21 protein-coding genes are annotated in these 23,968 nt (G+C 69.2%); 7 read left to right on the top strand and 14 right to left on the bottom strand.

Going from position 1 to position 23,968, the window contains the following annotated elements; translation table 11 throughout:
* Positions 1-68 precede the first annotated feature (68 nt).
* The 3 genes from KRR26_RS10795 to KRR26_RS10785 form a co-directional block, all read right to left on the bottom strand.
* The gene (locus KRR26_RS10795) at positions 69-1,430 is read right to left on the bottom strand and encodes a peptidase MA family metallohydrolase (protein ID WP_321202746.1); all 1,362 of its coding nucleotides are present in this window, start codon (positions 1,428-1,430) and stop codon (positions 69-71) included.
* Positions 1,431-1,487: 57 nt separating this feature from the next.
* Positions 1,488-2,705 carry a threonine ammonia-lyase gene (gene ilvA, locus KRR26_RS10790; protein WP_120202966.1) on the bottom strand — a complete coding sequence of 406 codons (1,218 nt, stop codon included), beginning with the start codon at positions 2,703-2,705 and terminating at the stop codon, positions 1,488-1,490.
* A gap of 108 nt (positions 2,706-2,813) precedes the next feature.
* Positions 2,814-4,043, bottom strand: a complete 1,230-nt coding sequence (locus KRR26_RS10785; RefSeq protein WP_120202965.1) for a Glu/Leu/Phe/Val family dehydrogenase — start codon at positions 4,041-4,043, stop codon at positions 2,814-2,816.
* A 95-nt stretch (positions 4,044-4,138) separates the two neighbouring features.
* Here KRR26_RS10785 and KRR26_RS10780 point away from each other — a divergent pair, with 95 nt between their 5' ends.
* A complete protein-coding gene (locus tag KRR26_RS10780; protein WP_120203338.1) occupies positions 4,139-4,642 on the top strand; it encodes a helix-turn-helix transcriptional regulator in 504 nt (167 codons plus the stop codon).
* A 39-nt stretch (positions 4,643-4,681) separates the two neighbouring features.
* On the opposite strand, the gene KRR26_RS10775 is transcribed toward KRR26_RS10780, so the two are convergent.
* Positions 4,682-7,102: a DEAD/DEAH box helicase gene (locus KRR26_RS10775; RefSeq protein WP_120202964.1), complete on the bottom strand. Its 2,421-nt coding sequence runs from the start codon at positions 7,100-7,102 to the stop codon at positions 4,682-4,684.
* A gap of 68 nt (positions 7,103-7,170) precedes the next feature.
* Here KRR26_RS10775 and KRR26_RS10770 point away from each other — a divergent pair, with 68 nt between their 5' ends.
* Positions 7,171-8,277: a sigma-70 family RNA polymerase sigma factor gene (locus KRR26_RS10770; RefSeq protein WP_120202963.1), complete on the top strand. Its 1,107-nt coding sequence runs from the start codon at positions 7,171-7,173 to the stop codon at positions 8,275-8,277.
* 15 nt (positions 8,278-8,292) lie between these two features.
* Here KRR26_RS10770 and KRR26_RS10765 read toward each other — a convergent pair whose 3' ends face one another.
* The 4 genes from KRR26_RS10765 to KRR26_RS10750 form a co-directional block, all read right to left on the bottom strand.
* Positions 8,293-9,861, bottom strand: coding sequence for a beta-ketoacyl synthase N-terminal-like domain-containing protein (locus KRR26_RS10765; protein WP_120202962.1), 1,569 nt, complete (start codon positions 9,859-9,861; stop codon positions 8,293-8,295).
* Positions 9,862-9,888: 27 nt separating this feature from the next.
* Complete coding sequence (locus KRR26_RS10760) at positions 9,889-11,334, bottom strand: DUF6250 domain-containing protein (protein WP_120202961.1); 1,446 nt, start codon at positions 11,332-11,334, stop codon at positions 9,889-9,891.
* 79 nt (positions 11,335-11,413) lie between these two features.
* Complete coding sequence (locus tag KRR26_RS10755) at positions 11,414-12,121, bottom strand: hypothetical protein (RefSeq protein ID WP_120202960.1); 708 nt, start codon at positions 12,119-12,121, stop codon at positions 11,414-11,416.
* Between the two features lie 14 nt (positions 12,122-12,135).
* The gene (locus tag KRR26_RS10750) at positions 12,136-12,399 is read right to left on the bottom strand and encodes a molecular chaperone DnaJ (protein WP_120202959.1); all 264 of its coding nucleotides are present in this window, start codon (positions 12,397-12,399) and stop codon (positions 12,136-12,138) included.
* A 56-nt stretch (positions 12,400-12,455) separates the two neighbouring features.
* Between KRR26_RS10750 and KRR26_RS10745 the strand changes: the two genes are divergently transcribed.
* Genes KRR26_RS10745 through KRR26_RS10735 form a run of 3 tightly spaced genes read left to right on the top strand, consistent with a single transcriptional unit; the run spans position 12,456 to position 16,279 of the window.
* Positions 12,456-13,214, top strand: a complete 759-nt coding sequence (locus KRR26_RS10745; protein WP_120202958.1) for a DUF4159 domain-containing protein — start codon at positions 12,456-12,458, stop codon at positions 13,212-13,214.
* Positions 13,215-13,224: 10 nt separating this feature from the next.
* Complete coding sequence (locus KRR26_RS10740; RefSeq protein WP_217079769.1) at positions 13,225-15,504, top strand: glutamine amidotransferase; 2,280 nt, start codon at positions 13,225-13,227, stop codon at positions 15,502-15,504.
* Positions 15,497-16,279 (top strand): phytanoyl-CoA dioxygenase family protein, encoded by a 783-nt coding sequence (locus KRR26_RS10735; RefSeq protein ID WP_217079768.1) that lies wholly within the window; start codon positions 15,497-15,499, stop codon positions 16,277-16,279. The genes KRR26_RS10740 and KRR26_RS10735 overlap by 8 nt, the downstream gene beginning before the upstream one ends.
* On the opposite strand, the gene KRR26_RS10730 is transcribed toward KRR26_RS10735, so the two are convergent.
* Together KRR26_RS10730 and KRR26_RS10725 are read right to left on the bottom strand one after the other, a co-directional pair.
* Complete coding sequence (locus KRR26_RS10730; protein WP_217079767.1) at positions 16,243-16,851, bottom strand: short chain dehydrogenase; 609 nt, start codon at positions 16,849-16,851, stop codon at positions 16,243-16,245. The two genes, KRR26_RS10735 and KRR26_RS10730, sit on opposite strands and share 37 nt — an antisense overlap.
* 130 nt (positions 16,852-16,981) lie before the next feature.
* The gene (locus tag KRR26_RS10725) at positions 16,982-17,554 is read right to left on the bottom strand and encodes a superoxide dismutase family protein (protein ID WP_120202956.1); all 573 of its coding nucleotides are present in this window, start codon (positions 17,552-17,554) and stop codon (positions 16,982-16,984) included.
* 357 nt (positions 17,555-17,911) lie between these two features.
* Here KRR26_RS10725 and KRR26_RS10720 point away from each other — a divergent pair, with 357 nt between their 5' ends.
* On the top strand, positions 17,912-18,655 hold the full coding sequence (locus tag KRR26_RS10720; protein ID WP_120202955.1) for an AAA family ATPase: 744 nt from the start codon (positions 17,912-17,914) through the stop codon (positions 18,653-18,655).
* Positions 18,656-18,939: 284 nt separating this feature from the next.
* On the opposite strand, the gene KRR26_RS10715 is transcribed toward KRR26_RS10720, so the two are convergent.
* The 4 genes from KRR26_RS10715 to KRR26_RS10700 all read right to left on the bottom strand — a co-directional run bounded on the left by KRR26_RS10715 (position 18,940) and on the right by KRR26_RS10700 (position 22,422).
* Positions 18,940-19,266 carry a hypothetical protein gene (locus tag KRR26_RS10715; RefSeq protein WP_120202954.1) on the bottom strand — a complete coding sequence of 109 codons (327 nt, stop codon included), beginning with the start codon at positions 19,264-19,266 and terminating at the stop codon, positions 18,940-18,942.
* A 562-nt stretch (positions 19,267-19,828) separates the two neighbouring features.
* Positions 19,829-21,418: an N-6 DNA methylase gene (locus KRR26_RS10710; RefSeq protein ID WP_120202953.1), complete on the bottom strand. Its 1,590-nt coding sequence runs from the start codon at positions 21,416-21,418 to the stop codon at positions 19,829-19,831.
* Positions 21,419-21,506: 88 nt separating this feature from the next.
* On the bottom strand, positions 21,507-21,965 hold the full coding sequence (locus KRR26_RS10705) for a DoxX family membrane protein (protein WP_217079766.1): 459 nt from the start codon (positions 21,963-21,965) through the stop codon (positions 21,507-21,509).
* Between the two features lie 7 nt (positions 21,966-21,972).
* Positions 21,973-22,422 (bottom strand): cupin domain-containing protein, encoded by a 450-nt coding sequence (locus KRR26_RS10700; RefSeq protein ID WP_120202949.1) that lies wholly within the window; start codon positions 22,420-22,422, stop codon positions 21,973-21,975.
* 101 nt (positions 22,423-22,523) lie between these two features.
* Between KRR26_RS10700 and pdxR the strand changes: the two genes are divergently transcribed.
* Complete coding sequence (gene pdxR, locus KRR26_RS10695) at positions 22,524-23,966, top strand: MocR-like pyridoxine biosynthesis transcription factor PdxR (protein WP_217079765.1); 1,443 nt, start codon at positions 22,524-22,526, stop codon at positions 23,964-23,966.
* Positions 23,967-23,968 lie beyond the last annotated feature (2 nt).

The raw sequence follows: 23,968 nt of genomic DNA, 5'->3' as shown, positions 1-23,968 counted from the left end.
AATGGAGGCCCGCGAGTGTAGGGGAGTCCCGCCGAGGGGTAAACCAATCCGACGGGCCCGTTCGCCAGCTATCTCCCCGAGAGGGCGGATCGGACCTGTTCGTCCAGTGTCGCCACGCCCATGCCGTACTGGGTCTGGAGCGCCTCTTCGAAGGACTTGCCCGCCCCCACGGCCCGGATGAGCGTCAGGACCTTGGCCGTCCCACCCTGGCGCACCAGCTCACCCACGGCCACGGCCGAGGTGCCATAGGCAACGGTGGGGTTCCCCTTCGAGATGAGCGCCCCCTGGGACATGTCCGCCAGTCGGGGCAGGGCGTCCGCCTTGAGGGCGCCGCGCAGCAGGTCGCGCATCATGCGCGGCGGGCCGTCGCTGCCCAGGTAGCGCCACTCGACGAACTCGGCCAGCCCCTCGTTGAGCCAGGTGGGCAGGCGGTGATCCTTGCCGCCGCAGAACTCGTCCACCGCGGCGTGCACGTACTCGTGGACGAGGGTGCCCTTGGTGTCCTGGGTCAGCTCGGCGGCGTCGTTGATGCGGATGGCGTCGTCCGAGTACAGCCCGGCCACCGTCCGAGCCATGGCCGCGCCGTGGTGCGTGCGGAACTCGTCGCGGGTGTAGAGGACCACGTCCACGGGGGACTCGCGCGCCTCGCCCAGCAGCTCCTGGGTGAAGGAGTACGCCTCGTCGAGCGCCTCGACGATCTTCCCCTCGTACTCGGCCCGCTGGCCGAAGTCGCGCGCGTTGTTGAAGTAGCGGATGACGAAGTGGCGGTTGGAGCGCGTGCGCATGCCGTCCTTGCCCACGCCGGACTCGTAGCTGAGGCTGGTGGAGCGCACCTCCCCCGAGTCCCCGCCGACTGCGGGCTGGGTGGAGCCGCCCGTGGGCTGGCCGTTGTCCAGGCGCTTCTCGATGCGCTCGACCTCGCGGCGGGCCGCGGCCTCGTCGTTGCTCTGCGCGCGGGCCTTCTGCAAGAGCTTGCGCGCCTCGGCGGCCTCCTTCGCCTTGGGGGGCACCTTCTCCAGCGCGGCGATGGCCTCGGTGGGGTTCTTGTCCTCGAGGAGCATGCGCCCCAGCTCCAGGCCGAACGCGCCGTCCTTGGCGTACTGCTCCAGGCCCTTGCGCAGGGCCTCCTCGGCCGCGGCGCGTTGATCGGTCTTCAGCGCGGCGCGCGCCAGACAGCGCAGGCTGGCGGCGGACTCCTGGAAGACCGAGGCGCGCTCTCCCAGCGAGTACGCGAGCACCGCGTCGTCCTTGAGCAGCGCCTCGCAGCCCTTGAGCAGCGCGGCGGCGAGCGCGGGGCGGTCCGCCTCCTCGTAGCTGGCGGGCTCCGCCGTGGCGAAGGCCAGATAGAGCTCATCCCATTGCTGCCGCGAGGCGAACTCCTTGGCCTTCTGGGGCGGAGGGGCGGCGGCGAGCAGGAGGGCGGCGAGCAAGGATGCGGTCATCCCCCGAGTATGGCCGAGCCCCCGCTCGCTCGCGCAAGAGGGCGATTACTTGCGTGCCACCTGCCAGCCCTGACTCTCCAGGGCGGACATCAGCTCCTGGATGTGCCGCTGGCCCGTGGTCTCCAGCGTCACCTCGACCATGGCCTCGCCCAGACCCGCGTGGGAGAAGGCGCGGTCGTGGTGGAGGTCCACCACGTTGGCGCGCTGCTCGGCGATCTGCGCGGTGAGGCGGGCCAGGGTGCCGGGCCGGTCCGGCATCCGCACCTCCAACTGCACCAGGCGCCCGGCCTTGACGAGGCCGCGCTCGATGATGCGGCTGATGACGTTCATGTCGATGTTGCCGCCCCCGAGGATGAGGGCCACGCGCTTGCCCTGGGCCTGGGGGACATGGCCGTTGAGGAGCGCGGCCAGACCCACCGCGCCCGCGCCCTCCACCACGCTCTTCTCCTGCTCCAGCAGCGTGAGGATGGCGGCGGCGATCTCCTCCTCGTCCACGGTGACGACGGCGTCCACGTACTTGTGGACCATCTCGAAGGTGCGCTCGCCGGGGCGCTTCACCGCGATGCCGTCCGCGATGGTGGTGCCCGCCGCGGTCAGCTCCACGCGGTGCCCCTCCTTCAGCGACGCGGCCATGCTCGCGATGGTGGCGGCCTGCACGCCGATGACCTGGATGCGCGGGTTGGACTCCTTCAGCGCGCACGCCACGCCGGAGATGAGGCCGCCGCCGCCGATGGGCACCAGGACCATCTCCAGGTCCGGGCACTGCTCCAACAGCTCCAGGCCGATGGTGCCCTGGCCGGCGATGACGTACGGGTCATCGAACGGGTGGACGAAGACGAGGTTCTCCTCGCGCTGGATGCGCAGCGCCTCGGCGTAGGCCTCGTCGTAGTTGGCGCCCTTGAGCACCACGCGCGCGCCGTAGTCGTCGCGCGTGCGCGTGACCTTGATGAGCGGCGTGCGCTCGGGCATCACGATGGTGGCCTTCACCCCGAGCCGACGCGCGTGGTACGCGACGCCCTGCGCGTGGTTGCCGGCCGACGCGGCGATGACGCCCCGGCGCTTCTCCTCGTCCGTGAGCGTCAGCAGCTTGTTGAGCGCGCCGCGCTCCTTGAAGGCGCCCGTGCGCTGGAGGTTCTCCAGCTTGAAGTACACCGCCGCGCAGTCCGTCTTCTCCGTGAAGGCGTCCGACAGCGGGCAGGGCGTGGGGCGCAGCGCGGAGCGCAGTCGCTCGCGTGCGGCCTGGATGTCCGGGAGGGTGACCATGTCCGCGCCGTGTAGCGGAAGCGCGCCGCGCGCGGAAGGGACCGTGCGCGGGCGCCTGGTTGTCCGCCCGCCATGGACGCGGCGCGGCATGGCGTGACGCGGCCCGCTCTAGATTCCGCGCAGCACCGTGGCCTTGCCCACCCGGCCAATGGCCAGGATGTAGGCCGCCGTCCGCATGGAGACCTTGCGCGTGCGGGCCACCTGGGCCACGCGATCGTAGGACTCGCGCATCGTCTTCTCCAACTCGGCGTTGACGCGCTCCTCCTCCCACGACAGGTGCTGGAGGTTCTGCACCCATTCCAGGTAGCTCACCGTCACGCCACCGGCGCTGGCCAGGATGTCCGGCACCACGAAGATGCCGCGCTTCTCGAAAATCTCGTCCGCCTCGGGCTGGGTGGGCCCGTTGGCGCCCTCGATGATGAGGCGCGCGCGCACGTGGTGGGCGTTGTCGCGGGTGAGGACGTGGCCGAGCGCCGCGGGGATGAGCACCTCGCAGTCCGCCGCGAGCACGTCGTCGTTGCTGCAGGCCGTGCCACCGCCGAAGCCCGTGACGGTGCCGGTGCGCTTCACGTGCTCGAAGAGGGACGGGATGTCCAGGCCCTGGGGGTTGCGCACGCCGCCGAGCACGTCCGCCACCGCCACCACCACGCCGCCGTCCTCCCAGAGCAGCCGCGCGGTGTGACTGCCCACGTTGCCGAAGCCCTGGATGGCGAAGCGCGTGCCCTTCACGGGCAAGCTCAGGTCGCGGAGGATTTCCCGGCAGACGTAGAGCAGGCCGCGCCCGGTGGCGGCCTCACGGCCCTTGGAGCCGTACAGCTCCAGCGGCTTGCCCGTCACCACGGCGGGAGAGTGGCCGTGGTACTTGGAATACTGGTCCATGATCCACGCCATCACCTGGGGATTGGTGTTGACGTCGGGCGCGGGGATGTCTCGGGTGGGCCCGATGACGTCCTGGATCTGATCCACGAACTTTCGCGTGAGCCGCTCCAGCTCCTTCATGCCCATCTGCGACGGGTCGCACGCGATGCCGCCCTTGGCGCCGCCAAAGGGCAGGTTCACCACGGCCGTCTTCCACGTCATCAGCGACGCGAGCGAGACGCACTCGTCCTGGTCGAGGCCCGGGTGGTAGCGCAGGCCGCCCTTCATGGGGCCGCGGCTGTTGTCGTGCTGGATGCGGTAGCCGGGGAACGTGCGAATCTCCCCCGAGTCCATCTCGATGGAGACCTGGACCTTCACTTCGCGCAGGGGCGTGGCGAGCAGCGTCTCGATGGGCGTGCCCACGTCCATGATCCGCGCGGCCTTGCGGAAGAAGTAGTTGGTGCCCTCGACGGGGTTCATGGGTCGGCTGGCTCCTGGTGGGCGGCGGTGGGGCCGAAGGCCGCCGTCGCCGCGCGAGACCTTAACAGAAGGGGTGCGCTACCATGCGCGCACGCATGTCCCCTGGTCCTCCGGATGCGCCCGACGCGAGCGGCCCGCTGCAGGGGCTGGCCCGGAGGATCCGCGCGCTGCGCGAGCGACGAGGCCTCACCCAGGAGGACTTCGCCGAGCGCTGCGGCATCTCCGTGAGCTTCGCCTCGCTGCTGGAGCGCGGCGAGCGCAACCCCAGCTATGACACGCTCCTCCAGGTGGCCAGCGCGCTGGAGCTGCCGCTGTGGGAGCTGTTCCGGCTGGAGGACGCGGAGGACGCGGGGGCTCATCGGTTGGTGGAACTGGTGCGGGCGCGCAAGCTGCGCCGCGAGGACGTGGATCGCCTGCTGGCGGTGGGGGAGGTGATGTTCAGCGGCCCGGCCCCGAGCGCCGCCACGCCAGGACCCGAGCCCACCCGCTGTGACGAGCCCGCCTGTGGCAAGCCCGTGCTGGCCCGGGGCCTGTGCTCCGCCCACTACCACCGGGCGAGGCGCCGCAAGTCCACCGGGCCGGGCCCCGACGAGGGCTGAGGCGGTCGCCACGCGCGACCGCCTGGGGCCCTCGAAGGGTTACTTGCGCCGGGCGCGCTCGACCTTGAGCGTCCGGTCGCCGTGGGGCTTGCCCTGGGTGGACTCGAAGCCCGCGACGTCCTCCTCGGCGACGAAGACGTAGGCGTACGTCGGGCGCAGGTCCATGCGCAGCACCTTGCCCGCCGGCGCGCCCGCGGCCTCCAGCGCGCTCGCGACGCCGGCCTCGTCCAGGCCGTCCTGGCGGCCCAGGCTCACCCAGAGGCGCGCCTGGCCCGGAACGTCCGGGAGGGCCTCGGTGCGGGGGCGCCGCTCCTCACGCTGACCGCGGGGGCGGTGCCGCTCGAGCTTCAGCGGCTTGTCGCCGTGCGTCTTGCCGTTGAGGGCCTCGAAGCCGGGGGCCTCGGACTCGGGCACGTAGACGTAGCCGTAGGTGGCGCGGGTGAGCGCGCGCAGGACGACGGCGGCGGGGGCGCCGAGCGCCTCCAGCGTGGCGGGCAGCTTCGCCTCGTCCATGCCGTCATCCGAGCCCAGGTTGACCCACAGCTTCACCTCGCCGGGGCCCGCGTCCGGGGACGGGGGCGGGCGGGGCGCGTGCGTGTCGCGCTCGCTGCGCGGCTTGCTCTTCTCCACGCGCAGCGTCTTGCCGCCGTGCTGCTTGCCGTTGAGGGCCTCGAAGCCCGCCGAGTCCTCCTCGGCCACGAAGACGTACGCGAACGTGGGGCGCATCTCCGCGCGCACCAGCTTGCCCACCGGCGCGCCCGCCTCCTCCATGGCCGTGGCGATGCTGCCCGGGCCCAGGTTGTCCGCGGTGCCCAGGTTGACCCAGAGCTTCACCTCGCCCGGGCCCGCCTCCAGCGCGGCGGCGGGGGCGTGGTGGCGCCCGCGCTCCTCGCGGCGGGGCTCGTCGCGGCGGGGACGGCGCTCGCGGTCGCCGTGCTCGGCGCGGGCCGGACGCTCGGCGCGCTCGGTCCGCTCACCGCGCTCCTCGCGGCGGGGACGCTCGCGCTCGCGGTCCTTGCCGCGGCGGGGCTCGGCCTTGCGCGACTCCACGGGCTCGCGCTTCTCGGTCTCCTGCGCGGCCTGGGCCTTCTCCATGCGCAGGTGGCTGAAGAAGTACTTGAGCAGGAAGGCGACCAGGTCGTCCGCGTCCGGCCGCGTCTTGAGCTGCGCGGCCAGGGGGAGGAAGCCCTCGAAGACGCTGCTGCCGGCCGCCTCGCGAATCTCGCGCACGTGGCGGTCCGTCCACAGGCGCATGGCCTCCTCGGGGGCCGGCATCTCGCGCTGCTCGAACTTGATGCCGTACTTCTTCTCCAGCGCGCTGTACGTGGCCAGCTCGCGGCCGGAGAAGAGGTTGATGGCCGTGCCCTTGTTGCCGATGCGGCCGGTGCGGCCCACACGGTGCAGGTAGACGGCGGGGTCCTCGGGCAGCGAGTAGTTGATGACGTACTCGAGGCCGGAGATGTCGATGCCGCGCGCCGCGATGTCCGTGGCGACCATGAAGGCCACCTCGCCGCGCTTCACCTTGCCCATCACCCGCTCGCGCTCCTTCTGCGGCAGGTCTCCGTTGAGCAGCTCCGCGTCGAAGCCGTTGCGGTTGAGCACCGCCGTCACCAGCGCCGTGTCATCCCGCGTGTTGCAGAAGATGATGGCGTTCTGGGGCTCTTCCTTCTCCAGCACGTAGATGAGGTTGCGCGGCTTGGGGAAGGCATCCGACACGTTGTAGCGGATGTGGTGGATGTGCTCGACCGTGAAGACGTCACCGGAGAGCAGCAGCGTCTCCGCGTTCGTCGTGTACCGGGCGATGAGGTTCTGGATGTCGGTGGGCACCGTGGCGCTGAACAGCAGCACCTGCCGCGTCTTGGGAAGACGGTCGAGGATGCGGGTGACCTCCTCGTAGAAGCCCTGGTTGAGCATCTCGTCCGCCTCGTCCAGGACCGCGTGGTCGCAGGCGTCGAGCTTGAGGTTGCCGCGCTGGATGTGGTCGAACACGCGGCCGGGGGTGCCCACGATGATGGGCGTGCCGTCCACCAGCGCGTCCTCCTGCTGCTTCATGGAGGCGCCGCCGTAGATGGCCGCCACCTTCACGCCCTTGTGCTTGGCCAGGAGCGTCAGCTCCTCGGCCACCTGGAGGGCCAGCTCGCGGGTGGGGCAGAGGATGAGCGCGCGCACGCGGCGCTCGTCCGCGGGAATCTTCTCCAGCAGCGGCAGGCCGAACGCGGCGGTCTTGCCGGTGCCCGTCTTGCTGCGAACGATGATGTCCTTGCCGTCCATGACCGGACGGAAGGCCTTGGCCTGGACGGGGGTGGGGTGCGAATACCCGCGTTCCGCCACGGCACGGCGGAGGGGCTCGGAGAGGTTCATGTCGTCGAAGCTGATGTCCGCGACGTACTCAGCGGGACGCATCGGAGCTTCGTCAGTCGCCGGGCTGCCCGGCGCGGGGGGCTCTTGGTTGTCGCTCATCGAGCAGGGGCATAGCCCCTGCATTACCCTCTGGCAACAATCGCGGCACTTTGCTCTATGGGGCGGCCATGGCGAATGGGCGGAAGAGAACCAAAGGCACGGCCGCGCCGAGCCGCGCGAAGCGGCCCGCGCCGGCCGCGTCTGACGCGGGGGATTCGCCCGAGACGGGGGCGGAGGAGTCTACGCTCGATCCGGACTCGCTGGAGCCGGACCCCTCCGAATTGGAGGCCGAGGTCGAGGCGGAAGTCGAGCCCGTGAGCCCCCCCCGTGCCCCCCGCGCGTCGCTCGTCCGCACGGGTGAGGCCGGGCTGGTCAGCCGGGACCCGCTCCAGGCCTACATGGCCGAGGTGACGCGCCACCCGCTGCTGTCGCGCGAGGAGGAGCTGGAGACGGCCCGGAAGTACCGGGATACGGGGGATGTGCAGGCGGCGTACCGTCTGGTGGCGTCCAATCTGCGCCTGGTGGTGAAGCTGGCCCACGAGTACCACCGCAATCCCTTGTCCCTGTTGGATCTGGTCCAGGAGGGCAACATCGGGTTGATGCAGGCGGTGAAGAAGTACGACCCGGAGCGCGGCGTGAAGCTCAGCAGCTACGCCGCCTGGTGGATCCGCGCGTACATCCTTCGCTACATCATGGACAACTGGAAGATGGTGAAGCTGGGCACCACCGAGGCCCAGCGAAAGCTCTTCTTCAAGCTGCGCCAGGAGCAGGAGAAGCTCGTCGCCCAGGGCTTCGAGGCCAGCCCGCGCCTGTTGGCCGAGCGGCTCAACGTCTCCGAGCAGGACGTGGTGGAGATGGACCAGCGGCTGGGCCACGACGAGATGTCCATCGACGCGCCGCTGGGCCCGGATGACGACTCGCGCGGCACGCGAGCGGACCGCTTCCTGCCGTCCGGCGCCATGCCCGCCGACGAGCGGCTGGGCGCCGAGCAGCTCAAGGCCCTCTTCCGCGAGAACCTCCAGGAGTTCGCCCAGACGCTCGAGGGCAAGGAGCGGTTCATCTTCGAGAACCGGCTCATCGCCGACGAGCCGCTCACCCTGCAGGACATCGGCGACAAGTACGGGGTGAGCCGGGAGCGCGCGCGTCAGATTGAAGCCGCGCTCATCAACCGGATGCGCGAGTTCATGCGCGAGCGCATCCCGGACTTCGACCTGGTGGCCATGCCCAAGGGCTGAGCCACCGAGTCCGAGCTACTTCTTCCAGGGGCGTGAAATCACGCAGGCGTTGATACCGCCCACGCCCATGGAGAGCTTGCCGGCGCAGCCCGCGGGGGCGGGCTCGTCGTGGTTGAACACGAAGCGGCCGTGCACCTTGGCGATCTGCTTGTTCAGCTCCGAGCCGGCCAGCGGCGTGGCGAACACCTTGCCCGCGGCGTAGCCCAGGTACTGGGCCGTCAGCTCCCAGCCGCCGCCCGCAGACATGCCGTGACCGAAGGTGCCCTTGCGCGCGGTGATCAGCACCGACTCGGGCAGCACGTCGCGCAGGTTCTGCACCTCGAGGAAGTCTCCCGGGGTGGCGGTGGCGTGCAGGTCCCAGCTCCCCACGTGCTCCGGCGTGCACTGGGCCTGGCTCAGCGCCTCGCGGATGGCCACGGTGGGGCCTTCCTTGGACGGGGTGATGATGTGGTCCGCGTCCGCGGTGACGCCCACGGCCACGGGCTCCATGCCCAGCGCCTGGAAGCCCTTCTGGGTGAAGTGGTCGTAGTCGCCCAGCACCCAGACCACCGCGCCGCCCGCGATGTGCGTGCCGCGCAGCGCGGTGAGGGGCTTGGAGAGGGCCGCGTCCGCGGAGATGACGCGCGCGTTGTAGAAGCCGCCCACCACCAGCGGGTTGGGCGCCGCGTCCGTCATGCCCATCACCACGGCCTTCGCCTGGCCCAGCTGGATGGCGTTCATCGCCAGCTTGAGGCCGTAACCAAAGGACGAGCACGCCGCCACGGGCGCGAACGTCATGCCGGTAATCTTGCCCAGCATGGAGATCTGCGACGCGGGCGTGTTGTGGATGTTCCACAGCACGTTGGAGGACACCGCGTTCCAGGGCGGCTCGGGCGCGTTCCACTTCTTCTGGAGCCGCGCGTTGCGGGTGCGCTTCTCCTTGATGACGGCCAGCTTGGCGGACTCGACGTCGCCCTCGTCGGGCACGCCGATGGCCTCAATCTCGCGCAGCTCCTCCAGGTACTCGCGCAGCTCCGCGGAGCGGCCCGCCCAGAAGTGCCACCACGCGTCCTCGGCCTTGTCGCGCTCCTCGTCTTCCACGGTGGACGGCTCGGGGGGCAGGCCGTCCAGGGGCTCGCGCGTCTCCAGCCACTGGCGCGCCTTCACGTTGCGCTCGGGGTTGGCCCAGAAGCGGTCCCAGCGGCGCTGCGCGCGGTACAGGTCCAGCGAGATGTTCTGGATGGTGGGCAGGTCGCCCAGGCCCGTGCCCACGTAGACGTGGGCGCGGGGCCCCAGCGCCTGGAGCTCCTGCTCCAGCCCCGGGTTCTGCGCGAGCGACTGGATGAACGCGCCGATGGCGAACTGCGTCGGCTGCCCCATCTTCCGCTCGAGCTGCGAGAAGCGGCTGGCCTGGAAGCGGGCGTCGATCCACGGCTTGTAATCCGCCAGGTTGAACTCGGGCGTGCCGACCAGGAAGTTGTCCGGCCCGAAGCCATTGAAGGGGGTCAGCCAGCTCTCGGACGACGCGAGGTTGCGCTCGAAGGCCTGGATGTTGGGGGAACGGGGGGCGACCACGCCCCAGCCGAAGATTCCGACTCTGCGCACAGGTGTGTTCCTTCGCCGCTCGGGGGGTTACAGCGGCTGGATCTTCAGATTGTCGAAGTGAACGCGGGTCTGCCAGCCCGAGAATCCGAAGTACTGGTTGCCAGGGCCCTCCAGCGGTGACGCGTCCTGGAGGGACAGGAAAGGCTGCCCGTCGATCTCCCACGAAAGGGAGCCGCCGCGGCGGGTAATCTTGAAGTGATAGTGCCGTCCAGGTTGGACGACCGCTCCCGCGCGCGCGGCGCGGTCCGCCGTGTGCTCATGCTGCCGGGCGATGACGGACTGGGTGTTGCGCCATCCCCCGAAGATGAACACGTAGCCGGTGGCGGTGTACTGCAGGCGAAGGTCGCCCGCGTAGAACGACTGGCCGTCTCCCCAGGCCTCGACCTTGATGTCGCCCTCCGGGCTGTCCGACCAGGCGTCGAACTCCACGGTGGCGTTGGCGGGCAGGGGCTGCTTGAGCCACACGGGCCGGTTGGCGGTGTGCTCCACGACCAGGGCGCCATCCTCCAGCTTCACCGCGTCCGGCCCGGTGACGTTCCACGCTCCGCCCAACTCGGCGCGGTTGAAGTCGTCCGCGAACGGACCGGCGGGGGGCGGAGGCGGCGCGGGAGGCCGCGCGACGAAGGTGGCCGGCATGCTGTCCGGCGTGCCCACGCGCAGGTTGTCGAAGAAGAGCTGCGACTCCCAGCCGGACAGGCCCAGCCGGTCATGTCCCGAGCCCTTGAGCGGGAACGGATCATCCAGCTCCAACAGCAGCGCGCCGTCGATGAACCACCGCAGCACGGTGCCGCGCCGCTCGATGCGCCAGTGGTAGACGCGGCCGGCCTGCACCGAGTTGCCCCGCGCCTCCACGCGCACCGCGGTGTCGCGCTTGAACGCGCCCGTGGCCACCAGGTCCGTGCCCTGGCCGCCGTTGCCCTCCGCGATGCGGGCCGCGCGGCGCTTGAGAACCTCCATGGAGGGCGCGTTGATGTCGTTGCGCGCGAGGACCGACAGCGAGTTGTTCCACCCGCCCTGCACCAGCGTGTAGCCGCTGGAGGGGTCTCGCCCGTTGCCGAAGACCTCCACGCGGATGTCGCCTTCGGGGTACTCGGAGCGGACGTCGAACTCGATGGCGACATCGTCCGGCAGCCGCGCCTGGAGCCACAGCGGGTTGTTCTTGGGCGAGGGGCCGAGCAGCTCGCCCCCCGTCACGCGCCAGTAGGCGCCGGTGGAGAAGAAGTCCCGGGCCACCACGCCAGGGTCGGAGAAGGTCTGCTCGTACGGCACCTTCGTGGTGACGTCCGCCTCCCCACGCAGGAGCGCGTAGTGGATGAGCGGGAACTGAATGGCGAGCACGATGCCGACCAGGATGCCCCACCCGCGGCGCGTCAGCCCCTGGGGCTTCTGCCAGGGGGCGGCGTCCGTTTGCGGGCGGGATGCCGACTCCACGGGGGATTCGACCTGCTTCTCCTTGCGGCTGGCCTGGGCCATTGCGTCTCGAGGGTTTCCGGGGGGAAGGCGGCGGAATGTACGCGCCGCGACCTCCGAGGTAAAGCACGGCTCCGGTGGGTTACTTGGCCCCCCAACGCTTTTCGAGCGCCCGCTGCTCCGCCTGCCGGAGCTTCGTTCGCTCCTTCTCGGCGCGGAGCTTTTCGGCCTCCTCGGGAGAGGGGCGCACGGCGAGCTGGTAGACGCTGCCGGCGATGGCGAAGAGCAGCGCGGCGATGATGACGCCCCACGGTTGGTTGGCCACCGCACCAACGAGCCCGCTGAACTGATGCAGCGCGGCCAGCGCGCCGATGACGAGCACCCAACCGCCCACCGCGGATGCCACCAGCGTGCTCACCACGCGGTGCAGCAGCGCGCCCACCACGCCGCCAATGATGACGCCGGGCGCGAAGCCGAGCAGGAAGTCCCCGGGCCCGGCGATCTGCCCGGCCACCAGGCCCAGGGGGATGCCCACGCCCACGAAGGTGATGGCCGGGGGGAAGAGGAAGCCCAGGACCATCAGGCCAGCGGCCACGAGGGTGGGCAGCTGCGGGGACAGCTCGCCCATGCCGAGCTTCTGCGTGACGGCGCCCGTCCACACCAGCCCGAGGATTGCGCCCACGGGGCCGGCGAGGACGCGGAAGGCCCGGCCGCCACCCGCCACCAGCAGCACGAGTCCGACGACACATGCGACGATGCCGGCCCACATGGGCAGCAGTCGATAGATGGCCACCCAGCCGGCGGGGTTGAACGTCTGATAGGCCTTGAGGGCCGTGAGAAAGCCTTCCATGGGCGTCACCAACCCTACGCGTAGCGCGTGAGCGCCAGCAGCAACAGGACGACGAAGATGACCGCGGCGAGCGCGGCGAATCGGTAGAGCGACGGCGGGGTGGACGTGGCGCGCAAGAGGGCGCGGGCCTCGTCTTCGTCCACGGGGGAGGGCCGGGAGGCGAGGATCCGCTCGGCCTCGCGTCGGGCGCCGACCACGTCGCCCGCGTCCTTGCGTGCCCAGGCCGCGCGCATCTCTTCGGAGCCGGGCCCCGGGGGCGTCTGTCCGCCTTTCGCCATGGCGGTTCTCTATACCAGGGAATGTGGGGACCCGCGGACGGTATATAGAGCCCGCTATGCCCGTGCGGCGTCTGACCCGTCGAAACCTCCTGCTCGGTACTGCCGCGCTCGTCCCGCTGCTTTCCCGGGGGGCGTCCGCCTTCGGTGAGCGCGGGCGCTTCATCCCCGCGGTGGCGCGCCACGGGGGGCGCTGGGACGCGCGACTGTCGGGCCTGCGACGCATCGCCTGGGAGCTGCAGCGGCGCACCTCCGTGGAGGTGGTTCCGGACGCTCGCGCCATCCCCGTGGGCAGCCCTGACCTCTTCGAGTATCCCTTCCTGTACTTCGGAGGGGACGGCGCCTTCCCGGCGCTCACCGACGCGGAGGTGGCCAACCTCCGGCGCTATCTCACGTACGGTGGATTCATGTTGGCGGACGCCAACGACGGCAGCGACGGGGACGGCTTCGACGCCAGCTTCCGCCGCGAGATGGCGCGCGTGCTGCCGCAGAGCCCGCTCGCCGAGGTGCCCTCCAGCCACGTGGTGTTCAAGTCGTTCTTCCTGTTGGACGCGGCGCCCGGCCGGCTGTTGAACAAGCCGCTGCCGCTGGCGGCCACGCTGGGCAAGCGCGCCGCGGTGCTGTACTCGCAGAACGACCTGGCGGGCGCGTGGAGCCGCAGCGAGTCCGGCGACTACGAGTTCGATGTGTCCCCGGGCGGCGAGCCGCAGCGCGAGCTGGCGCTGCGCATGGGCATCAATGCCTGCATGTACGCGCTCTGCCTGGACTACAAGGACGACGCCGTGCACCTGCCCCTCATCCTCAACAAGCGGCGTTGAGCGCGACCGGATGAACACCCCTTCCTTCAACGCGTGGAAGCTCGTCAGCCTGTCGCCCTTGCCGGCCTGGGCGCTGGTGGCGCTCGGTGTCTGCGTGGCGCTCGGCGTGGGACTGGCGGCCTGGGGCGTGCGCCGCGAACCCTCGCGTGCGCGCCGCGTGCTCTTGTGGATGCTGCGCATGGGCGCGGGCGTGGCGGCGCTGTTCTTCCTGCTGGAGCCCGGCATCCGTCACCTGCAGGTGGCGCGGATGAAGAACCGCGTGGCGGTGCTGGTGGATCGCTCCGCGTCCATGAACTTCCCCACCGAGCCGGGCGGGCCCACCCGCAGCGCGCAGGTGGCGGCGTTCCTGGAGAAGGCGGCGCCTCGGCTCGCGGCGCTGCAGGACCGGTTCACGGTGGAGCTGTACGGGTTTGATCCGGAGCTGACGCCGGTGACCCCCGCCTCGCTGGCGAGCGAGCCCGCGCGCGCGGGGAGCACGGACCTCTTGTCGGCGTTGCGCGCGGTGGGCGCGGCGGGGCAGGGCTCGCGCAAGCTGTCGGGCGTGCTGCTGTTCAGCGATGGCGCGGACAACGCGGAGCTGAAGGCGGGCGCGGCGGGGCGGGCTCGGGCGGCGCTGGCGGACCTGGGCGTGCCGGTGTCCACGTTCCTGGTGGGCCGTGAGGCGTTGAAGGACCTGGCGGTAGAGGGGCTGAAGGTCGATGACTTCGCCTTCGTGCGCAATTCGCTCACGGTGGAGGTGGACATCCACGGGCGCGGCTTCTCTGGGCGAGACATCCCCGTGGTGCTCAGCCAGGAGGGCAAGACGGTCGCGACGAAGTCGGTGCGCATGGACTCCGGCGACGACGTGAAGCCCGTCACGTTCACCTTCACGCCGGACCAGACGGGGCGCTTCGTCTACACGGTGACGGTGCCCACCTTCCCGGACGAGGCGGTGAGCGACAACAACAGCCGCTCGTTCACGCTCAAGGTGATTCGGGACCGCGTGCGCGTGCTGCTCGTGGTGGGGCGTCCGTCGTGGGACGAGCGCTTCCTGCGCGGGCTGCTCCGGCAGGACGCCAACGTGGACATGGTGTCCTTCTACATCTTGCGGACGCTCTCGGATGATCCGGGCGTGACGAACGACCGCGAGCTGTCGCTCATCCCGTTCCCGATGGAGGAGATTTTCGACACGAAGCTGGACACGTTCGACGTCGTCATCTTCCAGAACTTCGGCTACGCGGATCCGTCGCTGTCCATCTCGGAGTACGAGCGCAACCTGGAGCGCTACATCCACAACGGTGGCGCGTTCGTGATGATTGGCGGCGACAGCGTGCTGGGCGAGGGGCGCGCGAGCATGCCCACGCTGATGGAGGCGCTGCCGGTGGAAGCGGCGGGGCCGGCGAACGTGGAGTCCTTCAAGCCTCGGCTGACGCCCGAGGGGTTGCGGCATCCGGTGACGTCCATTGGGATGGGGGCCGCGAGCACGGAGGGCGCATGGGCCGAGCTGCCCGCGATTCCTGGCGCGAACCTGACGCGCGCGCGGCCGGGCGCCACGGTGCTGATGGACCATCCGTTCCTCACGGCGGATGGCAAGAACGCGCCGGTGGTGGCGGTCTGGGATTACGGGCGGGGGCGCTCGATGGTGGTGGCCACGGACGCGACGTGGTCGTGGGCGTTCACGGCGCACCGGGATGGCTCGCCCAACCGCGCGTATGACCGCTTCTGGGGCAATGCGCTGCGGTGGTTGGTGAGGGACCCGGACCTGACGACGCTGAAGGTCGCGGCGGAGCCTCCGTCGGTGGAGCCGGGGCGGCCGGTGGGGGTGGTGGTGCAGGCTCGGATGGCGGACTACCAGCCGGCGCAGGACGCGCAGGTTCGCGTGGAGCTGCTGTCGGTGGCGACGCAAAAGCCGGTGGCGGTGCAGACGGGGACGGCGGGGCCAGATGGCGTGGTGCGGTTGGAGTTCGCGCCGCCCGCGCCCGGCCCGTACAAGCTGTTGGCCTCGGCGAAGAAGGGCGAGACGGATTTGGGCAAGGGCGAGGACGCGGTGGCGGTGCGCACCGTGGGGCCCGAGCTGTCGGACGCGTCGGTGCGGCCCGCGTTGATGGAGCAGATCGCCAGCGTGACGGGAGGCAAGGCGTACCATCTGCCTGCGGATGGTTTGCCGGACGTGCCGTTGTTGGACCCGCCTGTGGTGGAAGTGGGCCGGGCGCAGGACCAGCCCCTGTGGGACCGCTGGTACTACCTCATGGCGTTGCTCGCGCTGCTGGGCGCGGAGTGGTTCGCGCGTCGCCGCTTTGGCTATGTCTGAGTTCGTGTTGGGTCCGCTGTCCTCGCCGTGGCGGACTCGACTGGAGCACGAGGGCTTCGCGCTCATCCCCGAAGCCGTCTCCGCTGAAACTGTCGAGTCCCTGCTCCGCGCGCTCCCGTCAGTTGAGTCGTCCTCGAATGCATCTCGACGCGGCGGTGTGCGCAACCTCTTGGAGGACGTGCCCGAGGTCCAGGCGCTGGCGCTTCAGGGGCCCGTGCGCGATGTCGCGGAGCGCGTCCTCGGACGTGACTGCTTCGCGGTGCGGGGCTTGATGTTCGACAAGACTCCCGAGTCGAACTGGAAGGTCATCTGGCATCAGGACCTGACCATCGCGGTGCGTGAGCGCAGAGAGGTGCCAGGGTTTGGCCCTTGGTCGCACAAGGCCGGTGTGGAGTGTGTGCAGCCTCCATCCGAAGTGTTGGAATCCATGGTCGCCGTGCGCCTGCACCTGGACGACTGCGGGAGCGACAACGGGCCGGTGCGCGTGCTGCCGGGCTCGCACCGCGACGGGCGGCTATCGCCCGTGCAGACTCAAGCCCGGCTGGAGCAACAGCCCGCCGAGGATTGCCTCGCGTCCGCGCGAGGACTCCTGGTGATGCGGCCGTTGCTCCTGCATGCCTCGTCACCGGCGCGGGTGCCCCGGCACCGTCGCGTCTTGCACCTGGAGTTCGCGGCGTGCGAGCTGCCCGCGGGGCTCGAATGGCACACCCGCATTGGCGGGCCGGGCCCTGCGCAAACTCAGGGAGTCGCGAACGCGCGGGCGTCGATGACCTGACCCGTGCTCTTGCCTTCAATGCTGGCGAGATAGGCGCGGGCGACCTCCGCAGCCGGCATTCCTGGAATGCCTTTCATGTTGAAGGCTTTGAGCGTCTCATCCACCCAGGGAGGGCTCACGACGTTGATGCGGATGTTTCTCGGCATCTCCAACGCCGCTGCGCGCGTGAACCCCTCCAGTCCCGCGTTCACCAGGCTCACCGCCACTGAACCCTGCATCGGCTGTTGTCCGAGCACGCCGCTCGTCAGCGTGATGGAGCCACCGTCACGCACGTGCGCGAGCCCCACCCGTGCGAGGTTCACCTGTCCCATGAGCTTGTTGCTCAGGCTGAATTGAAAGTCGTCGTCGCTCAGCGCGACCAGGGGCTTGAACGCCGCGGCACCTGTCGCTGAGACGAGCGCATCGAACGGCCCCACCGCCTTGAAGAGTCGCTCCAGCGCGTCCTTCGAGGCGATGTCCGTCTGATGCTTCCCGCCTTTGCGGGCGACTTCGACGACCTCGTGGCGGCTGGACAATGCCTGGACCACCGCTCGACCGATGGTGCCTGTGGCGCCCACGACGACGACCCGCATGGTGCCTCCCAACGCGAAGACGTTCGCGCCTCAGGGTAGGCGCCTCCTGCGGGCCGAGTCCCTCACCGCACCGTGGTTCCGTTCCCTTCCGGGCACTTGCTCCGGCGCGGCGAGGTTCGACACCGCGTCCTTACTTCACCACCACGCCGCACGCGATGCGGCCGCCCGCGTCGCCCGCGGGATCCGTGTGGTAGTCGTCCTGCTTGGCGTGCACCACGAAGGCCGAGCCGTCCGCGTCAAAGAGCGACGCGACCGTGAGGCCCTGGTTGGCGAAGAAGTCGAAGGACACCTTGCCGTCGGCGCCCACGTGAAGGTTGGGCAGGTCACCCTCGTGCTTGCCATTGGGGGAGAGGATGCCGTGGGCCTTCTTCTCGGGGTTGAAGTGGCCGCCCGCCGTCTTGAAGTCCGGCGCGTCGCACTTGCCGACCTCGTGGATGTGGATGGCGTGCTCGCCCTCGGGAAGGTTCTTCAGCGAGCCCTTCACCAGCACGCCGTGCGGGGTCTGCTCCAGGGTGACCTCGCCCACGTCCTTGCCCTGAGCGTCCTTGAGGCTCGCCTTCGCCGACTCACCCTTCGTGGGAGCGGGCGTGTCCTTCTTCTCCGGAGCCTTCGCGGGAGCAGGAGCCGCGGGCTTCGCGCCTTGTGCCAGCGCGGGCGTAGCGGCAGTGAGCAAGGCGGCGAGCAGCAGAGAGCGGATCTTCATGACGCGAGACCTCCAGGGTTCGGTGACGAGGCAGGACACTAGCGCCGGCCCTCTGCCGCCGCTCTGGAAAGTAGGCCGAGCGGCACGGGATCCACCGCTCCACGACACCTCCCCACCCACCGGCAGGCTCCTGGTTCAGCCCATCGCCGCCCTCGCGGAGTTCGAGCGCGGACTCATCCGCGTCCGTGCCGGCCGGCCCTGAAGGCCACAACCCTGTTGTGAAATCGGTGGGCTGGGTCCTCGGCGGAGGGGATGGTGCACACGGCCCTCGTCGTACCCGGGCGTCCAGGTACTGTGTGGCAGATGGCCAGATCCGAACGCGAGCGAAGAGGGAAGGGGCACCCCGGAGATCCCGGCATGGACGTGTTCCTTCGATATATGGAGCTGCGCCGCGACGAGGTGCCCGACTTCAGGGTGTACCCGTTCGCCATCCCAGCCGTGCGCAATCTGGAGCGACTCGACTTCCATCCCCAGGTCACCTTTTTCGTGGGGGAGAACGGCAGCGGCAAGTCCACGCTCATCGAGGCCATCGCCGTTGTGGCCGGCTTCAATGCTGAGGGTGGCAGCAACAACTTCAACTTTGCCACGCGCAGGTCCGAGTCAGACCTGCATCGGTACCTAAGCCTTGCCCGTGGCGTTCGCCGTCCAAGGACAGGGTATTTCCTCCGTGCCGAGAGCTTCTTCAACGTGGCCACCGAGATCGAGAAGCTGGACACAGGATTTGCTCTCGGACCGCCCGTCATTAACAGCTATGGAGGGCGAACTCTCCACGAGAAATCGCATGGAGAGTCCTTCATCGCGCTCGTGACCAATCGATTCGGGCCGGGTGGTCTCTACATTCTCGATGAGCCTGAAGCCGCCCTCTCACCACAACGCCAACTGGCCTTGCTGAAATTGATCCACGATCGCGTCCGTGAGAGATGCCAGTTCATCATCGCGACCCATTCCCCGCTGATTCTTGCCTACCCTGGTGCCAGCCTCTACCACTTGTCAGAGACGGGCCTCGAACCGGTGAGGTACGAGGACACGGACCACTACAGGCTGACGCGAGACTTCTTGGAGCACCGAGAGCGTTACTTTCGACATCTCTTCGAAGACTGAACGGGTCAGGGGCGACCGTGTCCCGGCACTGTCTGAGCAATCAATCTCGCGAAAGCCTCCAGGCTCCCCATGACGGTCGCGAGCTCGGACGCCAATTCCGGGGCCATCGGCCGAATAGCGAGAACCCGATCTTCAACGGCGCCAATGTCGAGCAGCAGGCGTGTCCGGGTGTCGTCAGTGGGTGCGATTGCGCTACGGCCAGCACGGTTGGATTCAATTATTCCCCATTCGCTGTCCATGAACGAGTTTGGATTCTGGCTCTGCACCCCAGCTGTTGCCCAAGGTCACGAACTCCTCCGGAGGCGTAGAATTCGTGACACGCCTATCAGGGTGATGATGAGTGCCAGTACGAGCAATGGCAGTCGAAAGATCCCGAACATCAGAAGCTGGAACTGCCAGGTTCTGGCGTACAGCTCGGGGGAATCCATCCCTGTTCGGCTGTGGACGTACATGGCGGCGTAGCCGGTCGTGATCAACAGCCAAACCAGCACGACTCCTGCGTATCTGCTCACGGTCCACTCTTCGCACCAGGGCGATGCATTGATGCTAAACCCCACCCACTTCGACACGATGGCGACACGCGACCTCTCTGTCCTCCACGACGCGGCCATGACTTGATGGCCTCCTGAATCAGGGACCGCTTGTGGTTCGCCGGCTGCGGCAGAGGGCCTCAACTCGGGCGAACAACACCGTGAACCGGCATAGCGCACTCGGAAGCAGCGCCGGCGGGGCGAGTCGAGCGCAGGGATTCGAAGTCTGCCTTGTCAAAGTGTCGGCATACCCCGGGAAGGGCACTGCCGGGCCCATCACTTACAATCACGCAACTCCATCCTTCGGCACATCCACTGTTCGTCGATGGCGTGCACGCCATCTGACAGGTGGAGCCGGCATCCTCATGCGAGAAGTTGGAACCACCCGCGCAGGTGAGCCCCTTCCCGCAATCTGAAATCGAGGTGCAGGGAGTTCCGATTTGCGCGAGGGATGGAGCGGAAATCCGCGATGAATCGGCATCGCGCCGGCATCCGGTTGCGCTCAGGAGGACCGATACCAACACCACCAAAATGGGATTCGGATGAGTCGTCATGGGTTTCCATGAACAGAGGAGGACGAAGTGCACGTTCGGCAAACGCTCGAATCATCGCCCAACGCGCTCTCTCGGTGAGACCCAAAGAGCTAGGTCTCTGCATCCACCCCGGACAGGTGTGCGAGCGGCACGGGGACTACCCGCGATGCTCCGAACGCTGGCGCCCACACTTGTTGGACCTGCTCGCTGTTGAGGAAGCGCACCAGGAGCCCGAAGGCTTCGGCGGGACCTCCCACGGTGTCGGCCCAGGCGCGGCCTCTTACCGAGAGGTTCGGGACCAGTGGCCCCAACTCCTCGCGCGTCAGGGCCGCCCGCGTGACTCCCAATCCGTGGTCGCGGATCCGCTCCGGGACGAAGAGGGGCGCGAAGCGCGCGTGACGATGATCATGCACGCAGCCCTCTTCCTCCAGCAACGCGGCGGACAGCGGCAACTCGCGCACGTTGAACAGCAGCTTCACCGCGCCCAGGTGCGGGTCATACGGGCCGCGCAGCCGGTGATCGCCCCGAGGAATGAGCCGCCGATCCAGATAGCAGTACGCCCGCGCCTCGGGTGGCACCGTGCCGCGATGCCTCGCCCCGCCGTATCGGAAGAAGGGCCGCAGGTGGCTCGCGTCCACGTCCAGCGGTGCCCCTTCCTTCAGCGCATGCAGCTTCGACAGCACGGACAACGGCAGGCCGTGCGCCTTCGCGAAGTCCGTCAGCGCATCCCGAGGACACGCCGCGAAGGCTCGCACGCGTAAGAGCAATCGCTCCGGATCCTCATCCACGAGCAGTTCATCGAAGCGGGTCTTCACGCCGGGCAGGCTCACCGGGACGAGCGCATCGAGCAGCTCACCCTCCGCGCGCCACTCCGTGTCGAGCGCCACGGCCTCCGGCGAGATAGGGACCAATCGCCACTCGGGTGCCTCGGGATGGAAGGACTGTGTCTGGCCTTGCCTCTCAAAGCGGGGCAGGGCCGCCGCGCCGGGAGGCGACGTCCAAACAGTGATGCACGTGCGGACCTGCGTGCCCGCGAAGGCTCCAGGCCCCAGGTCCACCACCTCGCGCAGCGACAATGTCTCCAGCAGCGCGTGGCGCAGCGGCGCGTACAGGAACGATTCGAGCAGACTGCTCGGCGTGATGAAGGCGAGCACTCCGGGGCGCGTGGCCAGACGGCTCGCCGCGACGAGCAGGAAGAACGCGAAGTCATCCCGGAGGCTGGTTCCCGCGGGCAGCTCGCGAGGCAGGAGCGCGCGCAGCCGCGCATAGGCCGCACGGTCCTTCAGCAGCGCGGACGTTCCGTTGTACGGCGGATTTCCAATCCACAGCTCGCGGTGGTTGGGCGGAATGGCGGCGAGCAGGGGCTCCAATCCATCGCGCAGCGCATCCCCGGGACGGATGTCCGCGCTTGGGATTCGCGCGTGGCACATGCGCGCCACGTCCGCGTCCAACTCCAGACCACACAGCCTCGCATCCGGCCGCAGTCGCGCCGTCGCCGCGAGGAACGCGCCCGCGCCACATGCGGGGTCCACCACCGCGAGCGGCCCTTCACCCAGGTACGGCAGGGCGAGGGCCAGCGTGCGCTCCACCAGCGGCGCGGGAGTGAAGAAGACGCCGGTGGCCTTCCGGTCGAGCCCGGAGAACTGGTGGACCAGTGACTCCTCGTCCACTTCCGCGGGTGGAGGGTGGGGCCGGGGCATCCGGGCGGCATCCTATGCACCACCCTTGGATGCCTCCTCGGGGACCCCAATGCCATTCGTGCACTACCGGACGAATGGCGTGTGTGACTCACTTTCGACGCGAGGCCAGCGCCAGGAGAAGGGCGCCCGCGGACGCGGAGTACACCGAGTAGTCGAGCGGCTCCTTGGGCCCGAGCGACACCGCCATCGCCGTGCCGAACACCGCCAGCACCGCGGCGCTGGCGAAGGCCACATGCCTGCGCCACAGCCCGAGCACGAGCAGCGTGCCCAGCGTCGTCTCCGCGAGGGTCGCGACCCAGGCGAGGAATGGGATGCACGCCGCTGGTGCGAAGGCGTTCACCTGTGCGGTGTACGCGATGAAGCGCTCGAAGCGAGGGCTCCAGGGCTCTCCACTCCAGAGGCCGAACCGGCTCGCCACGGCGGAGAGGAAGGCCACGCCCAGGGCGATGCGCGCGTAGCCGATGGCCCAGCGCTCCAGGCCGTCCTCGCGGGTGGAGGACGCCGAGACAGAAACAGACACGGAAGAGGAGATCGCGGTGGTCGTCATGGCGGGCTTACTCCAGGGTGGCGAGGAACTCGGCGCCGTTCGCTTCGCACCAGCGGCGGTAGGTCTCCAGCCGGTCATCCGACGTCACCCGCTTGGTGACCGCTCCATCCGGGCCCATGTACTCGATGGCTCCGAAGATGGTGATGAAGATGACCACGGGCTCGTCGCCCACGGCCATCCAGCTATCGACGTTGCCGACAGGCTCGTAGACGTAGGTGCCCGGGCCAACCTCCTCACCCGTGTCGAGCAACTGGCGCTTGCCCACGAGGTTGATGGCATGCACCTCACCCGTGTGGCGATGGCGCGGGATGACGGTGCCCGGCTCGACGCGGAACAAGTACGTCCAGCCGCGGTTGTCCTTGTAGAAGCGCAGCGGCTTGAACGAGAGGCCCGGAGGGCCCATCGGAATCCAGGGGATACGGTCAGCGTGGACGGGGAGGGAGGCGAGCGCGGTCATGAGTGTCTCCGTTGGAAGTGACGGCACTGTGCGCCCGATGCTGGCCCGATGGGAGAGCCAGGATTGACGAATCTCACTGGGCCAATCTATGGGCAGGGGCCATGGACCTTCACGTCAACCTCGAAGACCGGCGAGACCTCGCGGGGCAGATCTACCGAGCGTTGCGGGCAGCCATACTCGATGGCCGGCTGAAGCCGGGTGAGCGGCTCCCACCCACGCGCGATCTGGCTCGGAGCCTGTCGGTGTCTCGCAACACCGTGAGCGTGGCGTACGAATGGCTGACCGCCGAAGGGCTCGTGGCGGGGCGCACCCGCGCGGGGAGCTTCGTGCAGGGAGCCGCTACCGCCCCAGGTGGAAGCACGAGGATGGCGCCGGGTGTGCACCTGCGCGCACGGGACATCTGGAGCACGCTGCCGCCCGAGCGCGCCCGCGAGGCCGCCGTGCCCTATGAGTTCCGCGTGGGCGTACCGGACACGCGCACGTTCCCGTTCGAGTCCTGGCGTCGGCTCATGGCACGCCAGTTTCGCGCCACGACTCGGTCCGAGGGCTATGCCGAGACCGCCGGCCTGCGGGGACTGCGCGAGGCGGTGTCGCGCCACGTGGGCCTCGCGAGAGGGGTCCGAGCCAGCCCGGACGACATCCTCATCACGCATGGTGCGCAGCAGGCGTTGGACCTCATTGGCCGCGTCTTCATCGAGCCGGGTGACTGCATCGCGCTGGAGGAGCCCGGCTATTCACCGGCGCGCTTCCTCTTCCAGAGCATGGGGGCGCGCATCATCCCCGTCCCGGTGGACGCCGAGGGGCTCGTGGTGAGCGCGCTCCCGGACTCGGCGCGCCTCGTCTATGTGACGCCCTCGCACCAGTTCCCGCTCGGGATGGCCTTGTCTCCCGCGCGGCGGCTCGCGCTGCTGGAGTGGGCGAAGCGGCGCGACGCGGTCATCATCGAAGACGACTACGACAGTGAGTTCCGCTTCGGAGGACGACCGCTGGAGACGTTGCACGGGTTGGATCGCTCCGGGCGGGTCTTCTACGTCGGCTCGTTCTCCAAGGTGATGTTGCCGGAGCTGCGGTTGGGATTCCTGGTCGCTCCGCCGTCCGTGCAAGGGGCCCTGCGCGCGGCGAAGCGCGTGACGGACTGGCATACCCAGCTGGCCTCGCAGGCGGCTTTGGCGCGGTTCATCGATACGGGACTCCTGGCGCGACACATCCGGAAGATGCGCCGTGAGTACGAAGACCGCCACGAGCGCATCCTGGAGGAGTTGGACCGCGAAGGCGGGGAATGGCTCCAACCCTTGCCCTCGACGGCCGGGCTGCACTTGAGCGTGCTGCTGCGCCAGGGCGGCTTGCGATTGGAGCGCGACGTCACGACGCGAGCGCGTGAGGCGGGGGTCGGGCTCGTGAACCTCTCACGCTACTTCTTGGCCAGGCCCGCGCGCCCAGGCTGGGTATTGGGCTTCGGCACGCTCCCCTCGGAGCGCATCCGCGAGGGCGTGCGCCGTCTGCGCAGCGTTCTCGAAGCCTCGGTGTCGTCCGACGATTCGTGAAG

Origin of the sequence: Citreicoccus inhibens (genome assembly GCF_019039035.1) — a bacterium.
GTDB lineage: Bacteria > Myxococcota > Myxococcia > Myxococcales > Myxococcaceae > Citreicoccus > Citreicoccus inhibens.
Note: the sequence above shows the minus strand (reverse complement) of the source record. Positions and strands in the feature narration are given on the sequence as shown.

Coding starts and splice junctions, on each gene's coding strand:
- ilvA (WP_120202966.1), bottom strand. CDS start 2,705: ATGGTCACCCTCCCGGACATCCAGGCCGCACGCGAGCGACTGCGCTCC.
- KRR26_RS10785 (WP_120202965.1), bottom strand. CDS start 4,043: ATGAACCCCGTCGAGGGCACCAACTACTTCTTCCGCAAGGCCGCGCGG.
- KRR26_RS10780 (WP_120203338.1), top strand. CDS start 4,139: ATGTCCCCTGGTCCTCCGGATGCGCCCGACGCGAGCGGCCCGCTGCAG.
- KRR26_RS10775 (WP_120202964.1), bottom strand. CDS start 7,102: ATGAGCGACAACCAAGAGCCCCCCGCGCCGGGCAGCCCGGCGACTGAC.
- KRR26_RS10770 (WP_120202963.1), top strand. CDS start 7,171: ATGGCGAATGGGCGGAAGAGAACCAAAGGCACGGCCGCGCCGAGCCGC.
- KRR26_RS10760 (WP_120202961.1), bottom strand. CDS start 11,334: ATGGCCCAGGCCAGCCGCAAGGAGAAGCAGGTCGAATCCCCCGTGGAG.
- KRR26_RS10755 (WP_120202960.1), bottom strand. CDS start 12,121: ATGGAAGGCTTTCTCACGGCCCTCAAGGCCTATCAGACGTTCAACCCC.
- KRR26_RS10750 (WP_120202959.1), bottom strand. CDS start 12,399: ATGGCGAAAGGCGGACAGACGCCCCCGGGGCCCGGCTCCGAAGAGATG.
- KRR26_RS10745 (WP_120202958.1), top strand. CDS start 12,456: ATGCCCGTGCGGCGTCTGACCCGTCGAAACCTCCTGCTCGGTACTGCC.
- KRR26_RS10740 (WP_217079769.1), top strand. CDS start 13,225: ATGAACACCCCTTCCTTCAACGCGTGGAAGCTCGTCAGCCTGTCGCCC.
- KRR26_RS10735 (WP_217079768.1), top strand. CDS start 15,497: ATGTCTGAGTTCGTGTTGGGTCCGCTGTCCTCGCCGTGGCGGACTCGA.
- KRR26_RS10730 (WP_217079767.1), bottom strand. CDS start 16,851: ATGCGGGTCGTCGTCGTGGGCGCCACAGGCACCATCGGTCGAGCGGTG.
- KRR26_RS10725 (WP_120202956.1), bottom strand. CDS start 17,554: ATGAAGATCCGCTCTCTGCTGCTCGCCGCCTTGCTCACTGCCGCTACG.
- KRR26_RS10720 (WP_120202955.1), top strand. CDS start 17,912: ATGGACGTGTTCCTTCGATATATGGAGCTGCGCCGCGACGAGGTGCCC.
- KRR26_RS10715 (WP_120202954.1), bottom strand. CDS start 19,266: ATGGCCGCGTCGTGGAGGACAGAGAGGTCGCGTGTCGCCATCGTGTCG.
- KRR26_RS10710 (WP_120202953.1), bottom strand. CDS start 21,418: ATGCCCCGGCCCCACCCTCCACCCGCGGAAGTGGACGAGGAGTCACTG.
- KRR26_RS10705 (WP_217079766.1), bottom strand. CDS start 21,965: ATGACGACCACCGCGATCTCCTCTTCCGTGTCTGTTTCTGTCTCGGCG.
- KRR26_RS10700 (WP_120202949.1), bottom strand. CDS start 22,422: ATGACCGCGCTCGCCTCCCTCCCCGTCCACGCTGACCGTATCCCCTGG.
- pdxR (WP_217079765.1), top strand. CDS start 22,524: ATGGACCTTCACGTCAACCTCGAAGACCGGCGAGACCTCGCGGGGCAG.